Raw genomic sequence first — 18968 nt, 5'->3', positions numbered from 1 at the left:
CTTTGGCTTTAACCTTGGAAGGTTACGATAGTTCCGAGGTGATCATACAGTGAGTGAAAATATTATTCAAACGGCGAATTTATGGAAAACATACCGGGACCGTGCAGCGGTCCGTGAACTTGATCTGCATATTAAAAAGGGAGATATCTACGGCTTCCTCGGTCCCAACGGTGCCGGCAAAACAACAACGATTCGCATGCTTCTCGGCTTGATTAAACCAACCAAAGGCGTGATCCGTATCTTCGACAAGGATATCCGCAAGGATCGCATGGATATCTTGCGCCGTGTGGGTTCCTTGGTCGAATACCCGTCCTATTACGGACATCTGAACGCAGTAGAGAATCTGGAAACCTTGCGTCGCATCATCAATGTACCCAAATCAAGAATTGCTGAAGTGCTGTCCATTGTAGATCTGACCAAGGATGCCAAACGTTCGGTGAAGGGATACTCCCTTGGGATGAAGCAACGTCTGGGTATTGCCAGCGCTTTGTTGGGTGAACCGGAGTTGCTGATTCTGGACGAACCAACGAATGGACTCGATCCGGCTGGTATTCAGGAGATTCGGGAATTGATCAAACGCATGCCTCTGGAACATGGCATTACCGTTCTGGTTTCCAGCCACTTGCTGAGTGAAGTCGAACAGATGGCAAGTCGTGTTGGTATTATCCGTGAAGGCAAGATGGTGCTTCAGGATACCATCGCAAGTCTGCATAGTCAGACGGGCAGCTCGATCCGGTTAACAGTTTCTGAGCCGGAAGAGGCCATGAAACTGGCGAGAGAGCAGGGGCAATTTGGTCAGCGACAAGGTTCTGCTTTAACGTTTCCTTATATGGATAATCCTTCGGTTGCGCTGCTTGTGCGCCGATTGATTGAACAGGATCATGATGTGTATCGTGTTGAGGAACAGCGTCAGTCGCTGGAAGATCTGTTCATGCGGGTCATTGGTGAGGGGGCTTCCATATGACTGGGCGTGCATTATCGTCGGACTGGCTCAAGATTCGGGGGAAAGGGATCTGGTTTCTTGTCTTTCTGGCCCCTCTTGGATTGACAGCGATGCAGGCACTTAATTTTGGCTTAAGGCTGGACTATCTGAAAGAGCAGTATGCAGATAACCTGTGGGGCGGATTGCTCGGCAATGTGGTTGTCTTTGTGCCCTTGTCTCTGATGCTGGGAGCAACCATTCTCAGCTCCATGATCGCTAATGTTGAGCATGAACAGGGATCGTGGAAACAGTTGCTCGCGATGCCGATTCCCAGACCAGCTGTGTATTTAGCCAAGTTCCTGCTTGCATGTGTGTTGCTGGTGATCTCCTGCCTGCTGCTAACCGCAGGAATTGTGGGTCTGGGGCTGATACTCGGATTTCATGCCAGCGAAATACCTTGGACACATGCGATCAAGCTGGGGCTATTGCCTTTGGCTGGTGCACTTCCGGTGTTGTCACTGGAGTTGTGGCTCACGATGGTTAACAAGAATCAGGCGCTTCCCGTCACCCTGGGCATCGTTCTCGCGATAACGGGTATGTTCTCACTCAGTATCTCACCGATCTTTCCGCTCGCATGGGCACAGATGGCTTGGAATGGACCTAATCCATATCTGTATGCAGGCATGGGGGCAGGTCTGGGGCTCTTGATCCTGTTGTTGGGTATGGTGCATTTTAGCCGGAAGGATGTGGCCTGATATGAGCTTTGCGACAACGTATTTTCGAATTTTGTCTGCTGAGCGGTTGAAGATGGGCAAATCACCCGTATGGCTCCTGATTCTGTTAAGTCCACTTATTGCACTGCTCATCGGACTGTTGTCCACTCCATCGGGGAATTGGCAGGTACTGATGGGCACCATGGTCTTCTTACACGGATTACTCCTTTTGCCGATGCTGACTGGCGTGTTTACGTCCTTTGTCTGCCGTTTCGAACATGCGGGAGGAGGGTGGAAGCAGATGCTGGTTTTGCCGCTCACACGTTCAGGTGTATATGCTGGCAAACTGACGATTGTACTCATGCTTCTGGCGGGTACACAAGTGTTGTTGCTGATATCCATTTTGCTGGCAGGCATGATCCATGGCATTACGATGGAGATACCCTGGGGATTCCTGGTGGGCAAACTACTGCTTGGGTTGCTGGCCTGTGTACCCTTGGCTGCCCTGCAGATGTTCGTTTCATTGGTGTGGAGTAGCTTTGCCGCACCGCTCGCACTGAATTTTGCTCTGACTGTACCGAATATTCTCATCGTGAACTCGGCGACGTTTGGGCCGTATTATCCTTGGGCACAACCGATGATTCTGATGACACCAGTGGACGGCGGAGGTTTCGGAGCCTACAATGTTCCCCTTATGACGATGCTGGCGGTCGTCGGAGGCAGTGCTGTTATTTTCATAGGAATCGGCATGCTGTATTTTGCGAAGAAAGAAATCTGAATAATTAAATATATGCCTAGTTATCCTATGACCAAGATCCTCTTTTAAGCAAAACATGCAACGTTCTATTGTATGTGAGCTTGAGGGGATTTTTTTCTAATGTCTGACCCAACCATCATGAATGGTCAGTTCCCGAATGATTTTGGCCGGCGCTCCGGCTACAAGTGTATTCTCGGGTACATCTTTGGTCACCGTGCTTCCTGCTGCCACGACTGCATTTCTGCCAATAGTCACTCCCGGCAGAATGAGTGCGCCTGTACCAATCCAGGCATTATCCTGAATCACAATCCGCTTGGCAGTTTGGCTCCCGTCATCCAGCGAGTCAATTCGGTGGTAGGCACTGTCGAATAAGCTTGTTCGAGGACCAATCATGACGTTATTGCCGATGGTCACTTCAACGTTAGCGGCAATCCCGACTCCTGCATTAATCATGACGTCATCGCCAATCGTTAATCGCGCGCCTTTGACCACCGTTAACTGGGTTCCCCAAGGTTTGCCTATAATGTTAAGCCGCTTTCCCACCTGCAGGTCACCCAATCTATTCAGATAAACCTTACCCCTGATTCGTGGCAGCAGGCCCATAGAGGGCTGAATTTTACCAAAGATGGCCAAACCTCTTAGTTTGCCATAAATAATTTTAACTCTGTTGGGCAGCATGATTCATCCGTCCTCTCCGTAGTTGAAAATCGGTTTTTTAACGATTATAGCCTTTTTGATACAATTTGTATCGTTAATTTTACGTCGAGGCATCGTAAGAGCGGATGATCTCTCTTTCCTTGAGAAGCTTTTCTTCAGGGGGAGTTCGGGGTCATCCTCTCAGCTCGCTAACGAATCTGAGGAGTCTTAATCAAGGATTTGAAGTGATCGCAGCAATCTAAGGAACTTGAGACATGTTATATCCAATGAAACAAGCAGCGTTTATCTCAGGAGATTATGGGGATTAGCGTGTCTGATGTTCTTTAAAATTTAAAAAGGGCACATGTACGCCAAATAAGATGTCCTGAGCTCTTTAGAAAAGCCATTCGCCAGAATCAGCTGACTTGGAATTGAACTTCAAGGTTGTCAGAGGCTAACATTAATCCTTGTATAACTTGTCTTTCCTTGAAGACGCTCCTAAGTAATATCAAAATTCCAAGTATTACCTCACACATCATGTGAATTGAATCATAGATTGTAAGCAAAATGAGACGAGAATCTGGTAAAATAAAAAAAGCTGTTTCTAGGCAGGCTTACATGGTTATTCGAGGGTAGGCCCATTTTTGTAAGGGATAATTAATCCCTGCTGTTAGATGAAGATATTGGCTGAGAAAAGAGGGGTAAGCCTTGGATATTAATAAAATGGAAACCCTGAAGCGCATTATTTCTGAGGGAAGTTCTTACCAATCACTGTTTTTTAACCATCCGGATGCCATTTACGTAATGGACATCCATGGAAACTATATTGATGCTAATCCCTCGGTAGAGCGGATATCGGGGTATACACTGGATGACTTGATTCGTATGAATCAGGGTGAGATCTGTCCTCCGGACAGTGAAAATTCACGCAAACAATACATTAAAGAGGTACTGGCTGGACGTTCAGTCAGTAATCCCATTACTTTTTATCATAAAGATGGTTCCCTGAAACAGGCAGAGATCACGTATGTGCCTATAACGGAGGGAAAAGAAGTTGTAGGAATCTATGGCATTGCCAAAGATGTTACCGATATCCTGGAAGTGCAACGTGAGCTTAAGGAGGCACAGGAGAAATATCAGGTGCTGGCTGACCATGCACAAGATCTGATTACAACTTGTGCTACGGATGGCGAGTTATTATACGTTTCCCCTTCCGTGTACACCTTACTGGGTTATAAGTCGGAGGAAGTCATAGGAAAGTCCTTCAAGGATTATTGTTATCCGGGAGATTATCCGGACCCTATGGATCTTTCCAAGATCGGCAATGGCTGCAAGATGCGTGTGTTGCACAAAAAGGGACATTATATCTGGATGGAGACATTGGCGAAACCTGTGGCTGGAGAGCGTGGCAAGAGTGTCCAGATTGTAAGCATCAGCAGGGATATTACCCAGCATAAGGATGCGGACAGACGTCTTCGGGAAAGCCGTCAGCGATACAGATCGTTGTTCGAACATAACCCGGCAGCTGTGTATTCATTGAATCTGGAAGGTAAATACAGCGCAGTGAACAGCAAACTGGTGCAAATGCTGGATATTCCGCGCAATAAGCTTATTGGCCAATCTTTTTTATCCAATCTGGATAAATGCGAAGTACAATACGGCAAACATTATTTTGAAATGGTGAAGCAAGGCGAACCGCAATATTATGAGACCCGAATCGTCAATTCAAGAGGTCGGAAGATTGAAGTATCTGTTACGAATGTGCCCATTATTGTGGATAAGGAAATGGTAGGCGTCTATGGGATCGTGTCCGATATTACCGAGCGCAAGGAATATACGGAGCGAATTCAGGAGCTCAGCAAGCAACATGAGCTGATCCTCAACACGGTTACGGAAGGAATATATGGTTTGGATGCGGATGGAATCACCATGTTTATGAATCCTGCAGCAGCTTCGATGTTCGGTTATGAGGCGAAAGAATTCATTGGCAAAAACTCACATCCCATCATCCATCACACCCGTGCAGACGGAAGTCATTTGCCACAAGAAGAGTGTCCGATCCACATGACTGTGTTGGATGGACAGAGACGTTCAATCAAGGAAGATGTATTCTGGCGTAAAGATGGCAGCAGCTTTCTGGTGCAGTATCAGGTGACGCCGATTATTGAACAGGGACAGATTCAGGGCGCCGTGGTTGTGTTCAATGATGTGACTGGCGAACGTGAAATTGTACGTGCCAAAGAAACAGCTGAGCTGGCAGCTCAGGCCAAGTCAGAATTTCTGTCGATGGTTAGCCATGAGATCCGGACACCGATGAACGGGATCGTGGGGATGACAGAATTGTTGATCGGTACCGATTTATCGGAAGAACAGCGTGAATATGCCGAGATTATTCGAGACAGCGGCGATGCTCTGCTGAACATCCTTAATGATATTTTGGACTTCAGTAAGCTGGAATCCGGGAAAATGGCACTGGCTTATGAACCATTTGCATTACGAAAGATGCTGGAACAGGTTGCTGAACTGTTTAAACCGCGTGCAGATGAGAAACATCTGGAGATCAGATATCGTCTCAATCCAAGCATCCCTGAGTTCATGGTCGGTGACGCCATACGTATCCGGCAGATTCTGGTGAACTTGGTTGGCAATGCGCTCAAGTTCACAGATCAGGGAAGCATTGATGTTAATGTGGATATTATTAAGGGCAGAAAGCCTGAAGACAGCGTTCTTGATTTTGCGGTGCAAGATACGGGAATTGGCATCCCGGCTGACAAGCTGGATCAGTTGTTTCAGTCCTTCTCTCAACTACATCCGGTGATTAACCGGAAGTATGGTGGTACAGGGCTGGGACTGGTCATCTCCAAGCGACTCGTGGAGATCATGGGAGGCAGTATCAGTGTCGAGAGTATAGAAGGGGAAGGCTCAACCTTCCGGTTTGCTGTTCCTGCGGCGAGTGTAGATGCTTCATCAGAACAGACAGTAAGTCAGTTCCATCATGATCGCACACGTCAGAGTGACAAGGTCGCCATGCGTATTCTGGTGGCGGAGGATCATCCGGTAAACCGGAAGATTTTACGAGAATATCTGGAGAAGCTCGGATACCACGCAGATGTATGTACCAATGGTGTGGAGGCAATTGATGCCATCTCTCAGAATGCTTATGATATTGTCCTGATGGATATTCATATGCCTGTGATGGATGGACTAAAGGCGACAGACCTGTTACACCGCCTAATTCCACAGGATCGCATACCTCCAATCATCGCAGTTACAGGCAATGCCAAACGTGAAGACAAGGAAGCTTGTCTGGAGATTGGTATGCGTGATTTTATTAGCAAACCGGTTATGCTGAGTGAGTTGAAGCGGGTGTTACAGCAATGGGGACCAAGGGACGAACCTCAACTTGCACCGAATTGAACAACTACTCAGCTATGAAAGTAATAAACGCAAACATGCCAATAATCCTCCACTGCTGGAGTGTTATTGGCATGTTTGCGTTGGCAGGCTTTTGAAGTTGAGCCTAAGCATACAAAGTGGAGTTGTACACGAATGGCTTATACCAGTGTCAGACGATTGATGTTACCAGATAGGATTTCACAGGAATTGTTGAATTTCTCACGTTCCGCCGCATCCAGATTCAATTCGATAATCTCCTGAATACCATTGCCACCGATGATTGCAGGAACACCGACACAAACGTTGTGTTGGTCGTACTCTCCGTCCAGAATAGCCGATACGGCGATGATCTTGTGTTCGTCATTGAGGATGGAACGAGTGATGTGAGCGAGGGCGTTGCCAATCCCGAATTGGGTAGAGCCTTTGCGAGTGAAGATCTCCCATCCCGCATCTTTCGTTTTGCGTGCGATATCGTCCAGATCCAGATGTTTGAAGCGCTCCTTGTGCTGATCCATGATGTGCATAATCGGTTTGCCACCGATGGTCACATGGGACCAGGCTACGAACTGGGATTCTCCATGCTCCCCGAGAGCATAACCATGCACACTGCGTGGATCGATGGAGAAGACTTCAGACAGCAGCGTTTTGAGCCTTGAAGAGTCAATGGACGTCCCTGTGCCGATGACATGCTCACGCGGCAGGCCAGATAATTTCCATACCATATAAGTTACTATGTCAACCGGATTAGCAGCGACGACAAAAATTCCGTTAAATCCACTGTTCATGATCGGGACCACGATGTCTTTGGCAATCGATTCCGCTTCCTCCAGAATATCCAGCCGTGTCTGTCCTGGTTTGGGATTCGCCCCGGCAGTTAAGACGATAACATCCATATTGCCACAATCGGCGTACGTGCCTGCATATACCTTGGTGCGATTATGTGTGAAGTCCATACAATGGGAAAAATCCAATGCCTGAGCTACAGCACGGTCATACGTCCGGTCCACCATCATAATTTCCCTGCAAATTGATTGATTAATCATGGAATACGCACAACTCGAACCGACAAGACCCGCCCCGATCACCGCTACTTTGCCTGATTTGCCTAACACTGCCGTTCAGCCCCCATTTAGATTGATATTTATTCGTTACTAATGCGTCCTATGTTAAGTATAGTCCTTTATTTTATGCTGAAATGCACTTCTACGTTACATAAGATAACACATGGAAAAGCTGTGCAGCAATGATATCCGCTATCGCGGGAGCGTATTGGAGTAAATGAGTTAACAAAATTGACATGAATAATTCTTATTCATATGATTTGACGGCGTTTGCACCTGTGTCATTCGACATGACAGCATTCATGCTCATTGTCGGATTGGGGGTTATTTGTGCGGATCATATACCTGACAAAACTTCTTATTAATCCGCAGAAACAGAACAAAACCGCCAAAGGGATCTGCCGAGAAGCTGACGAATACATACGGACAAGCAAAAGATAAACATACTTGATCCATGAGACAGGTTGCCCCGATCCGATGACGGTTCCATAAAGGAACGCTGAAGCCATAATGTTTTTATCCAAGAATCAATTTCATAACTCACTAAAGGTTTATGAAATTGATTCCCAAAAGACTTCATTCCGGGAGGGAATTAATGATGATTGAAGAAGCAGGAGCAACGACGGAAACGGCCAAGAGCCTGGGCATAGGTGCCAGTACTCTTCGTAAATATGCGGCGGCACTGGAAGAACAGGGATACCGGTTCGAACGGTCCGCCAACAAATCGAGACTATTCAAGTCCGACGACATCGAGTGCATTGAACGTCTAATGACTGAACTCAGAGAGCATAATCTACCGCTGGCTGATGCTGTGGTGACTGTATTGGCTCCAGAAGTACCTGTAGCTGCAGTAGAAGTAGATGTACCGGTGATGGGGATTGAAGGTCTGTCAGAGACGGAATGTGCAGCAACATCAATGTCATCCGTATTCCCTGAAGAACCTGAAATAATGGGTAATCGGAGATCCTATGAAGGTCTGGGGCAACTGGTGAGTGAAGTGACTTATGGTGCTGTAGAACAACAGCAGGATGATCGGGTACAGCTGCTGCAACAGCGGGTCGATGAACTGGAGCTGACCCTTCAGCATCTGGCTGATACACATATGGCGCTTCAGGAACAGATGGAAAAACAGCGTCTATGGATGAACGAGAAACTGGAAGAGGAGCGGGATCGTGAACTCGTAACCAATCTGCGCAGTTTCCAGGGAAGAAAACGCAAACCAAAAGGAGTATCCCTGCGTATGTTGTTTGGGTTCCTGCCCAAGAAGCATAAGGAAGCTTGAGCAACAGGCATTTACCCATCGTGATTTTACAGTATCGGCCTGATATAATAAGCTCCATACAACATGAGGACTGGCAACGAACTGCTCAGTATAGATAAAGACTGAGTGGATCAGGAAGCTGGCGTGGGAGGGTCTGTGGAGCTGCGACGAAGTTGGCAAAGATTGCTCGGATTATGGACGGATCGTCCTCGCCGGGAAGGCACGACCATTGCTGAGCGTTATACAATACAGGAATTGCTGGGTATGGGGAGCTATGGGCTGACATACCTGTGTACAGATGATCAGAACGGCAGGGAAGTGGCGTTGAAGGAGTCCAAACCTAGCAAGGGCAGACTCTCTGCGCACCTGTTGGAGCGGGAGGCGGACGTGATGAGACGTCTGCATCATCCGGCAATCCCTGATCTATTGGATGTGTTCACATCCGGGAGACGAAGTTATATCGTTACCGAGTATATTCGTGGACAGACGCTGGAAGATTGCATATTTGAGCAAGGTCTTCAATATACGGAGCGGGAATGTCTGGAATTGGCAGGTCAACTGCTGGCTCCGGTGGCTCATGTACATGAGCAGGGATATATTCATGGAGATGTGCGGATTCCCAATGTTATTTTACGTGAAGGGACGGTGCATCTGATTGACTTTGGCCTGGCGAGACGCTTGGGGGAGCCGTTGTTGCCGGAGCTGAAGCGACGTATGCGTGAAGTCCCTGAGCCTGAAGATGAGCGGGCTACACCGGATCATGATCTGCAGGATATCGGCCACTTTCTTCTCTTTATGCTGTATTCGGCTTATGAGCCAGAGAAGGGCCGCGAACCCGCCAGCTGGCAGGAGGAACTTAAGCTTACGCCTGAATTGCACCAGATGCTGGAGCGACTCCTTGGACTCCGTCCAGGTTATGAAGGCGGAGCGACGGAGTTACAGGCAGAAATTGAGAATGTGTTGCTGAAATTACAATGAAATAAGCTCTATAGGCGGACCTATATTTGTTATCCGTGACCTCTTCGTACGATATTTATAGGGGTCTTTTTCCTCTTTGCTATAGAAACAATAAAGGGGTGTTCTGTTATCCGTAAGTACGGCTAATAGAGCACCCCTTTATTACATATTCATTTATTGAAGCGTCTAATAAGCTGGTGTAATCATTGCTCTTTAAAAGCAGTCATGCGAGCCGCTTAGCTGGAGCTGTATTTTCTGCTTTTGTAATACCCGGAGCCACTACGGCTGTCCCGGTATTTCACATCCGAAGAAGAATAGCGCTTGTAGGAACGCTTGCCTGAGGAACTGCTGTGACGTTTATAGGAGCGCCTGTCCGAGGAGCTGTAACGTTTGCGGTGAGATGAAGATTTGGAATCAATAAGTTTGCCGATAATCTTTTTGAACATGAGCTTTCACCCTTTCGACTTCAACTGTTTTAAGCATATACGTGGTCAGATATGGAGGGGTTTCGATTTTTTCATGGATAATTGTATTCATTGGACAGGAGCTTGGCGTATAATAGGATGTTGCTGATTGCACGGAATTTTTTATTTTGAGCGTTTAGCGTTACAATAGAGGACAGGATAAGATTTTAACGGACAGGAGTAGTTATTATGATTACATTAAAGACCAAAGAACAGATTGAATATATGAAAAAAGCCGGAGAAATTCTTGCCGCATGCCATAGAGAAATTGCAAAGATGATTCGTCCAGGCATTACGACACAGGAGATCGACCAGTTTGCAGAAGCTTTTATGAAGAAAAATGGCGCTACGCCGGAACAAAAGGGATATAACGGATACCAATATGCGACATGTGCGTCGGTTAATGATGTGATCTGTCACGGGTTTCCGGGAAAATATGCACTGAAAGACGGCGATATCGTTACAATCGACATGGTGGTTAATCTAAATGGCTGGCTGGCGGATTCGGCTTGGTCATATGCCGTAGGTGAAGTGACTCCGGAAGCACAACATCTGCTGGATGTAACCAAAAACTCTCTGTATAAAGGCATTGAACTTGCCGTGGTGGGCAACCGGATCGGAGATATCTCCAATGCGATTCAAGTGTATGCGGAAGGTGAAGGCCTATCGGTTGTGCGTGAGTTTATCGGACACGGCATTGGTGAGAAGATGCATGAGGAACCACAAGTCCCTCACTACGGTCCGCCTCATCGGGGTCCGCGTCTCAAGGAAGGCATGGTTATTACGATCGAACCAATGCTGAATATTGGTACGTTCCGAAGTAAGCTGGATTCAGATGGATGGACTGCTCGTACTATGGATGGAAGTCTGTCTGCCCAGTATGAACATACGATTGCGATTACGGCGGATGGTCCAGTGATTTTGACAGCACAATAATAGCCAAAAGCAGCTACAATGTGACGATATTTGCATATTTCAAGGCGGCCCACGTTTGTGAACCGCCTGTTTCGGTTTAAACTATTAAGAAGTGATAACACAGAGCCAGTGGTAAGTGATCTCAGCTGACAAGGGTTAACCTTGCGTCCACTTGGCAACAAGGAGGTAATTTTGGTGTCTTTAAATAAACAGATCGTACTTGCTTCTCGTCCCGAAGGTGCCCCTTCCAGAGAGAATTTCAACTTCATTGATGCACCTCTTCCTGAACCGGAAGCTGGGCAAGTCCTGGTACGTACATTATATTTGTCGGTTGATCCATACATGCGGGGCCGCATGAAAGATACAAAATCCTATGCTGCACCTTACGCGTTAAATGAAGTGATCAAGGGTGGAGCCATTGGACAGGTTGTAGAATCTTCGGAACCCAATCTGCGCAAAGGAGATCTCGTATCCGGTATGTGGGGCTGGCAGCAATATGCCGCAGTGAATACGGGGGATCTGTCGCTGATCGATACGGAAGAAGCACCAATCACCGCTTACCTGGGTGCGCTGGGCCTGACGGGTCTGACGGCTTATTTTGGTATGGAAGACATCGGCAAACCGAAAGACGGCGAAACCGTCGTTGTATCTGGAGCAGCCGGAGCGGTAGGCATGATTGCAGGTCAGATTGGTAAAATTGTGGGAGCACGCGTGGTTGGCATTGCAGGCTCTGATGAGAAATGCGCTTATTTGAAAGAAAAGCTGGGCTTCGACGTGGTGTTGAACTACAAGAAGGAGCAGGATATGTCAGCGGCCATTGAACGGGCTTGCCCGAATGGCGTAGATGTCTATTTTGACAATGTGGGCGGTGACATCTCGGATGCAGTCTTGCGCCACATCAATCGGAATGCACGTATTCCGTTATGCGGTCAGATCTCATCCTATAATCTGGAGAAACCGGATATCGGGATGCGACCACAGACGTTGCTGTTAACGAATACAGCATTAATGAAAGGTTTCCTGCTGGGTGACTATACGAAATCCTTCAAGGAAGGCCGCGCCAAGTTGGCGAAATGGATCAAGGAAGGTCATATCCAGTATGAAGAAAACATTGTGGAAGGGTTCGAACAGACGCCGGAAGCATTCATGGGTCTCTTCTCGGGAGATAATCTGGGCAAGCAACTGGTTAAGGTTGCAGATCCTGAATAGATATTGAATGGTTTACATGTACAATTAGGTTGGAAACGAAAAGACACGTTCTGCGCACCAATGGTGTAGCTGAACGTGTCTTTTTTATCTGTAAATCTGTGCGTGGTCTATGTAGGGTGACTAGTGTTCGGCGACCAGCACTTCTTTGTAGTGTTTGTACATATATACACGCCAGCGTACAATCATGCCAAAAGCCAGCAGGAAGAACAATCCGCCCGTTTGCGGAATACTTACATATCGCTGAATGACTTCATGCAGGATCAGGCGTACGGCCAGCAATCCAAGCAAGATAAAAGCAAAGCTGCGAGAACGTGTGGCAAAAATTTCTTCACCTACTCGTTCAAACCGTGTACTGCGAATGAGGGGATAGGAGAAGAGGAACCAGCCCACCAGGAACGCAATGAATGCCCAGAGTAGAGGAACATGTGTCTCCGGTACAACAAACATGAGAAACCCTGTGCTCATGCCGAGCGGAGGAATAAGGATTTTACGAATGGTCACCGGTCTGTGACTGGCTTTCATGCGGATGAAGATGGCAAGCAGTGCCATGACAAGCATGCCCACGGTTGCTCCGATTTGCAGGTAGTACGGACTGATTTGAGCCACGTAGAACTCCCTCTTTCTGGAATAATATGTTATCCGGTGATCCGGAACCCAGTACGAATTGCCGGAATTTTCAGTTCCTATTATATCACAAACGCAGAAAGCCGATAGAAAGCTTAGTGTATCATATACCCGATATGTATTCACAGGGTGTATTTGAAAATTTTGTATTATTGTGCCCGTTGTAAGGCCGTTTATTCGATTAAGGGGAAATCATGCAATGATTGGACAACAATGGATGTATATCAAGCTTATCGGCTCACATCATAGAGGGTGGCTTATGGGTAATACAGATTGGTTAGTACATGTGGTCAGCCTTGTGTGTGCAAGTGTACTAGCTTTTTTGCTGGTTATCTACGGTTACATCTTATGGATGAAATATAGCACTAGGCGCAGGGAAAAGGTTAAGACGGCACTGATGCATGAATTACTTGCAGAAGGTTCATTTCTACAGCGGTATCTGGGTCAAGGAGAAGTAAAAGTAGACCTACTGAATATGAGTGGAGATCAACAGAGCGTTTTGCAGCAGCTGTTATTGCAACGGCTTGCTCAAGGTCCGGTAGAGCACGAGAATCTGCGAATTCATCTGTTATCCTGGCAAGTCTTTGGAAGCTCATACCGATTGGTTTTGAAGACGGGAAAGTGGAGTGAACGGGTTAACACGTTGTTATATATTGAACAGTTTCATATGGTGGAGCTTCTGCCCAGGTTAGAGGATATGCTGCGGGTTACTTCCTGTACGCCGCTTGAACGCTTCATCATTTTACGCATATATGCCAGAACCGGTTATTTCAGAATCGTTAAGGAATTGTTGCGTGAGCAATATGTATGGTCCGATTCGCAGTATCTGCAGATTCTGCTGTTGCTTACCAATTCATCCTGGACTCGTCTGAAGGATCATTTCAAGGATGTACCTTATCAGGTCCAGTGTAATATCGTCCAAGCCATTCGTATTCGGGATGACCAGACGGAGGGTGCTGTTGTTCTACTGGAGAAGCTCATTCTTGGAGAGGATGCATTGCTGCGTACCCATGCGTATCAGGCATTGGCTCAAGTGGGCAGAGGTCACGAAGATATGCTGAAGGGGCTATTGCTGGTATGGAACGAATCTGGTGAGGAGAGGCAACGCTCTGAAAGACTAACAGTGACCCAGCTTATGGGTACTGTTCATGCGGATGCTTTTATTCCTAGACTGAAGGTAATGATGGGTGATCCTTCTTTTCAGATCCGACAGGAAGCGGCGAACTCTCTTGCCCGGTACGAGCAGGGACTTGAAGAACTCCGGGAAACGGCTGTAAACCATCCGGATAAATATGCAAGGCAGATAGCGGAGGAAACGCTGGAAAGGATGCAGTATGGACGAAAGATGGATTGAGATGTTGCGGAGTTTTGTTTTGGCATGTTACGAGGGGATATTTATCTATCTGGTGTTAGCGATTGTGATGTGCAGTGTTCTGGTAGTTGCTGCCGCTCGCACATTGATTCGCCAGAGGGATCTGGACCCGCTGCAATATCATGAGATGTTGGACGAAGAACTGGCTCCGGCGGTATCCCTGCTTGTCCCGATGCGTAATAGCGAGGATACGATCGTACAGCGAATTAACTGTCTATTGGATATTCAATATGCACGCTATGAAGTTATTATCATTAATGATGGATCAGAGGATGCAACAATGCCGCGGTTAATGGAAACCTATGATCTGATGCCCATTCGGAGTAAAGTTCATTATTCGGGACTCGGCCAGGAGACGGCTCGGATTAAATGTGTCTACCAATCCAGGTTGCATCATCGTCTGATTGTGATCGACAAGGAATATGGAGGACGAATGGACTCCCTGAATGCAGGCCTGAATATCTCGCAATATCCTTATATCGCCTCTGTTGGACCCTGGACAGTTCTGGAACCGGATGCATTGGTGAAGATTATGAAACCCGTTATGGATGCTCTCCCAGGAGAAGAGGTCGTTGCTTGTAGTGGACGATTAGATCTCATGGCCCCCAGAAATACGGATCATACAGATTTAACGGAAAACAGCACAAGACTTACGGACAGTACGTTGTATGTAATGCAGACCATTGAATACGTGCGTGCTTTTTTGATTGGTGGTGTGGGACTTGTTCGTTACAATATTAATGTGCTTTTATTTACAGCCCAAGTATTCGGTGTATTCAAAAAGAACCGGGTGTTGGAAGTTGGGGGTTACAAGCGCGACGACCAGGTCGCTCACATGGAACTGGTGATGCGGTTACAGAAACATATGAAGCAGATCAAGGAACGTGGCCGTATTATATATATTCCCGATCCGATCTGCAGGGTAGAAGTACCCGGTACATGGCGTCAGCTGTGCAGACAGCGTATCGGTTGGCACATGCAGCTTGCAAGCAGTCTATGGACTCAGCGGAGCATGATCTTCAATCCAGCCTATGGCTGGATGGGGATGGTATCCATCCCGTATTTTATTCTGATCGAATTGTTGGGGCCTGTGATGGAACTGGGAGCGATTTTGCTGTTCATTGCAGGCATAGGGCTACAGTTGGTGGATATCAACCTATGCATCATTCTCGTTCTGCTGCTGACGCTCTATGGTTCACTGTTGTCCGCAGGTATGGTAATGTTCGAAGTATGGTGTTCACGCAAAGCGTACACGTCCAGAGCAGTGACGCGTCTGTTATTGTATGCTTGTTCGGAGACGTTCTGGTTCAGACCGCTGAACAATATATTCCGTATGTTTGGCATTTTGCAGGCTATGGGATTGAGGAAGGAAAAGGAGAAGGAGATCAGGAATGGATTGGGGTAATCTATCGGCAATCCTGGTAATACCTTGGAACAGAGCAAGGAGGAAGACGCTTCATGAAAAAAAATTACAGGCCAGCCACGATGTGGACGCTGGCTTGTTTTACAGTGGTATCGGTGGTGCTGGTTGTCCCCTGGATTATGTGGCAATCCCAGGCCCCTATTCCACTGAACATCATGATTATTGACAAGAGCAGACCGGACTTGTCCTATCAGGGGCACAAGGGGTTGGTCTGGCTTTTGAATCAACAGAAGATTGTACAGCACACAGGGGAATACTACTCGTATGAAGAGGATTATTACGGCTATGATCTTCAGGACGGGCTTCCACGAATGAAACAACTGCTGCCTGATGAGGTGACAGACACGGATCTGATCTATCTGACGGCGAATCGCAGTAGTCTGTCTGCACAGAAGAGTGAAGGGAAACAAGGCGGAATCTATGAAGGACTAACGATATATGATGTGCAGAAGATCCGCGAGGCTGCGTATAAAGGGGTAACGATTGTCGCCGAATACAGTGCATTGGCAAATACGGCTTCGAAGATGACCAAGGAGCAGCTGTATCCCATCTTGGGAGTGAACAGCAGTGGATGGCAAGGGAAATCGGTATCTAATCTGCAAAGTATAGAAGAAGTCCCCCGGTGGGTTCGGGCGAATTATGAGCAGCGGGAGAAGAAGAAATGGTCATATTCCGGAGCGGGTATGCTGCTGATACATATGGATGGACAAGTCATGGTACTGGAGAAAGGTCCGGATGTGAAGACAGGAAATGTACAAGTTGCATTCACACAGGAGGGCAGGGATTGGAGCGGTATAACCCAGGATATACATTACAATGGCTGGTTCGATATCATTTTGCCGCAACAGCAGGATTCCATATTGGCCTGGTATAAGACGGATTTGACGAAGGCAGGCGAGCAGAAGCTGGTGGGTGCAGGAATTCCCGCGGAATTTGCTGCACTTGTCCGATATGACGACTATAATCGGTCCTATTACATGGCAGGGTCCTTCGGAGAGATGAAGCATTATTCTTTCTGGCGCCGAATCAAAGGATGGGAGGTCGTCCGGTCCAAGCTTACGCCCGATCAGAAAGATATTCCGGACATGTTCTACTGGAAGGTGTACGTGCCCGTGATGAAGCATATTTTGAATGAAGTGCAGGATGGACGGCAGCAATGGCCATAGATAGGCTATCGAGAACCTTTCGATGGAAAGAGGGAAGCCTAAAGTCCATTCCACCTTTCGAGAGGAACGGGAGATGTACATAATAGAGAAGTGCGTCGTTGTGAGCGGTAAAAGTGTGATTGAGAGACAGGGTACCCGCATAATCAATGCAATTTGGAGCATGATTGCTCCGTATTTAGACTCCATAACACAATGTGTGTCTCGACGTGTACCGATATTGAATCATGATCTGAAGCAACGTACGTAGCACATTCTAACGAACTCAGCGCATCATATTTGGCCTAATTTGGTACGTGTTGGTCCAATGTAACGAATCACCGTAAAAAGGACTGCAGATCCTCTGCAGTCCTTTTTCATGATGCAATGTGTGCCTTACTAGTCCTGGTGAAGATGTCGGAGTCCGTGCAGGAAGGCGGATACGGTCAGACGCAGACTTTCGTCCGGATCAAAGTTCATGCCGAAGCCGCCTTGTGCCTCAATGGAGGCAAATCCATGGCAGAGGCTCCGCAAACCACGAACAGCGTGCAAGGCTTCTGCTTCGGTTAGCGGATAGGGCTGCAAGCTGTGCAGCAGTAACTCCAGGGTGGCTGTGCTGGCCGCGGCGAGCTGTGGCTCCTCGCGATCCGGGGCATGAAATGAGGCTTCGTACAGCCCGGGGTGCTCGCGGACGAAGCCAATGTATGCCGCAGCGATGGCCTGGATGGCATCGTCGCCTGTGCGGTCAGCCGTAGCCGCGGTTAATGCGCGGCTAAGCTGTTGTATGGACATCAGCGCCATTTCCTGGCGAAGCCCGGGAAGTCCGCTGATGTGGTTGTAGAGCGACGGCGAGCGCACATCCAGGCGCTGTGCCAACGCGGCCAGTGTCAGCGCCTGAAAGCCGTCGCTGTCAGCAAGCTGGGCGGCGGCGCTGAGCAGAGCGCCGCGATCCAGCCCTTGCCGGGGGCTCATAGTTGCCCCCCGGCAAGGCAGAACCGCTGCTGAGCATCAACGGTTGCCGCGCGCATGGCGGCCGCGGGCTGGCGCAGCATCCGTCCGTGGCCTACAGCCAGCACGGACGGTTCCAGCTCCGCCAGGCGCTTCGCGCTGGCCAGAGCCGCTTCGCGGTTCCACGTCGCCAGCGCGGGGAACGGGAAGAGCGGGCGCACGCGGCCGGATACGGCAAGGCCGCCTTGCAGCTGGTACGCGTCGCCAGCGATGAGCACGCGGCTGCGCGTATCCATGAAGGACATATGCCCCGGCGTATGTCCTGGTGAGGCAATGGCGACCAGTGAACCAATCTGGTCACCGTCATCCAGCAAGTGGTTTGGCTGGGTGTGCACCGCTTTGGGCTTGGGCACGCCGCCGCGTACCGGGGTTTGAGGCTCACCGGGAAGAAGGGAAGTATCACCCGCCAATAGCCGGGCATCCCGTCTGGAGATGAAGACTTCGGCTTGGGGCAGTGCCTCTTTGAGACCATCCAATGCACCAATATGGTCGCTATGAGCGTGAGTCAGAATGATCTTGGTAATGGGCTTTCCAAGGGACTGGGCAGTTGCCAAAATCCCCTTAAGACTGAACGGTATTCCGGCATCAATCAGGGTTAATCCATCTTCCTCTTCAACCAGGTATACGTTCACAGGGAAGAGTCTTGGAAAAAACGTAACTTGAACGACATCAAATTCTCGGGTAATACGCATCGTGAAACCCTCCTTAAAACTAATGGTATTAGTATAATAACTAATGGTATTAGTTTTAGCAATACCTGTTATTCATTTTATTCAAATAAAAAAAATTTTAAATAATGATGCACTTTACAAAAAAAGCGTTTTCAAATTGAAGATTACCGATTATAATAATCACGTAAGCCCTTTCATATGTCTATCTTATTGGAGCCCTTCGCGTAGCGAAAGGCTCACTTTTTTTGTTCTTTTTGGATTAAATTGAAGAGGGAATGTTAATCCTGGCTTAATTGTGTTGATGAGCTGTAAGTATTGGTATAACAGGAAAAATCACGTTTGATCTCCATGCTGGGTGAAAGTTGACAAACATAACTGTTATTCATATAATGACAGTTATACTTACCTTGGGTTGGAGTTCATCGGTGTTGTAAGCC

Annotated in this window: 17 protein-coding genes; 11 read left to right on the top strand and 6 right to left on the bottom strand. The window is 47.9% G+C overall.

Features of this window, described 5'->3' with window-relative positions; translation table 11 throughout:
• The first annotated feature begins 49 nt into the window (after positions 1-49).
• From J2X75_RS22270 to J2X75_RS22260, 3 genes are read left to right on the top strand one after another with little or no spacing between them, the layout of a single operon-like run.
• A complete protein-coding gene (locus tag J2X75_RS22270; RefSeq protein WP_310340141.1) occupies positions 50-964 on the top strand; it encodes an ABC transporter ATP-binding protein in 915 nt (304 codons plus the stop codon).
• Entirely contained in the window at positions 961-1677 is a 717-nt protein-coding gene (locus tag J2X75_RS22265) for an ABC transporter permease (protein WP_036607500.1), read from the top strand. The genes J2X75_RS22270 and J2X75_RS22265 overlap by 4 nt, the downstream gene beginning before the upstream one ends.
• 1 nt (position 1678) lies before the next feature.
• The gene (locus tag J2X75_RS22260; RefSeq protein WP_310340138.1) at positions 1679-2413 is read left to right on the top strand and encodes an ABC transporter permease; all 735 of its coding nucleotides are present in this window, start codon (positions 1679-1681) and stop codon (positions 2411-2413) included.
• Positions 2414-2509: 96 nt separating this feature from the next.
• Here the strand turns inward: J2X75_RS22260 and J2X75_RS22255 are convergent, their stop codons facing one another.
• On the bottom strand, positions 2510-3070 hold the full coding sequence (locus J2X75_RS22255; protein ID WP_310340136.1) for an acyltransferase: 561 nt from the start codon (positions 3068-3070) through the stop codon (positions 2510-2512).
• 666 nt (positions 3071-3736) lie between these two features.
• Between J2X75_RS22255 and J2X75_RS22250 the strand changes: the two genes are divergently transcribed.
• Positions 3737-6445: a PAS domain S-box protein gene (locus tag J2X75_RS22250; RefSeq protein ID WP_310340133.1), complete on the top strand. Its 2709-nt coding sequence runs from the start codon at positions 3737-3739 to the stop codon at positions 6443-6445.
• A 137-nt stretch (positions 6446-6582) separates the two neighbouring features.
• Here the strand turns inward: J2X75_RS22250 and J2X75_RS22245 are convergent, their stop codons facing one another.
• Positions 6583-7536: an L-lactate dehydrogenase gene (locus J2X75_RS22245; protein ID WP_310340131.1), complete on the bottom strand. Its 954-nt coding sequence runs from the start codon at positions 7534-7536 to the stop codon at positions 6583-6585.
• Between the two features lie 544 nt (positions 7537-8080).
• Between J2X75_RS22245 and J2X75_RS22240 the strand changes: the two genes are divergently transcribed.
• Both J2X75_RS22240 and J2X75_RS22235 read left to right on the top strand, forming a co-directional pair.
• Positions 8081-8767, top strand: coding sequence for a MerR family transcriptional regulator (locus J2X75_RS22240; protein ID WP_310340129.1), 687 nt, complete (start codon positions 8081-8083; stop codon positions 8765-8767).
• Positions 8768-8902: 135 nt separating this feature from the next.
• The gene (locus J2X75_RS22235; protein ID WP_310340127.1) at positions 8903-9724 is read left to right on the top strand and encodes a serine/threonine protein kinase; all 822 of its coding nucleotides are present in this window, start codon (positions 8903-8905) and stop codon (positions 9722-9724) included.
• Between the two features lie 215 nt (positions 9725-9939).
• Here the strand turns inward: J2X75_RS22235 and J2X75_RS22230 are convergent, their stop codons facing one another.
• Positions 9940-10149, bottom strand: a complete 210-nt coding sequence (locus J2X75_RS22230) for a hypothetical protein (protein WP_017690946.1) — start codon at positions 10147-10149, stop codon at positions 9940-9942.
• 207 nt (positions 10150-10356) lie between these two features.
• On the opposite strand from J2X75_RS22230, the gene map reads away from it, so the two are divergent.
• The gene (map, locus tag J2X75_RS22225) at positions 10357-11103 is read left to right on the top strand and encodes a type I methionyl aminopeptidase (protein ID WP_076215941.1); all 747 of its coding nucleotides are present in this window, start codon (positions 10357-10359) and stop codon (positions 11101-11103) included.
• A 174-nt stretch (positions 11104-11277) separates the two neighbouring features.
• Positions 11278-12291 (top strand): NADP-dependent oxidoreductase, encoded by a 1014-nt coding sequence (locus tag J2X75_RS22220; protein ID WP_310340124.1) that lies wholly within the window; start codon positions 11278-11280, stop codon positions 12289-12291.
• Between the two features lie 120 nt (positions 12292-12411).
• On the opposite strand, the gene J2X75_RS22215 is transcribed toward J2X75_RS22220, so the two are convergent.
• Positions 12412-12897, bottom strand: a complete 486-nt coding sequence (locus J2X75_RS22215) for a CcdC family protein (RefSeq protein WP_176873064.1) — start codon at positions 12895-12897, stop codon at positions 12412-12414.
• 217 nt (positions 12898-13114) lie between these two features.
• Here J2X75_RS22215 and J2X75_RS22210 point away from each other — a divergent pair, with 217 nt between their 5' ends.
• Genes J2X75_RS22210 through J2X75_RS22200 form a run of 3 tightly spaced genes read left to right on the top strand, consistent with a single transcriptional unit; the run spans position 13115 to position 16876 of the window.
• Positions 13115-14269 carry a HEAT repeat domain-containing protein gene (locus J2X75_RS22210; protein WP_310340121.1) on the top strand — a complete coding sequence of 385 codons (1155 nt, stop codon included), beginning with the start codon at positions 13115-13117 and terminating at the stop codon, positions 14267-14269.
• On the top strand, positions 14250-15692 hold the full coding sequence (locus tag J2X75_RS22205) for a glycosyltransferase family 2 protein (protein ID WP_310340119.1): 1443 nt from the start codon (positions 14250-14252) through the stop codon (positions 15690-15692). The genes J2X75_RS22210 and J2X75_RS22205 overlap by 20 nt, the downstream gene beginning before the upstream one ends.
• A 53-nt stretch (positions 15693-15745) precedes the next feature.
• Positions 15746-16876 carry a hypothetical protein gene (locus J2X75_RS22200; protein ID WP_310340117.1) on the top strand — a complete coding sequence of 377 codons (1131 nt, stop codon included), beginning with the start codon at positions 15746-15748 and terminating at the stop codon, positions 16874-16876.
• 375 nt (positions 16877-17251) lie between these two features.
• Here the strand turns inward: J2X75_RS22200 and J2X75_RS22195 are convergent, their stop codons facing one another.
• Entirely contained in the window at positions 17252-17824 is a 573-nt protein-coding gene (locus J2X75_RS22195) for a TetR/AcrR family transcriptional regulator (protein WP_310340115.1), read from the bottom strand.
• Positions 17821-18552: an MBL fold metallo-hydrolase gene (locus tag J2X75_RS22190; RefSeq protein ID WP_307540258.1), complete on the bottom strand. Its 732-nt coding sequence runs from the start codon at positions 18550-18552 to the stop codon at positions 17821-17823. The genes J2X75_RS22195 and J2X75_RS22190 overlap by 4 nt, the downstream gene beginning before the upstream one ends.
• Positions 18553-18968 lie beyond the last annotated feature (416 nt).

This window comes from Paenibacillus sp. 2003 (genome assembly GCF_031455635.1).
Classification (GTDB): Bacteria; Bacillota; Bacilli; order Paenibacillales; family Paenibacillaceae; genus Paenibacillus; species Paenibacillus amylolyticus_B.
Note: the sequence above shows the minus strand (reverse complement) of the source record. Positions and strands in the feature narration are given on the sequence as shown.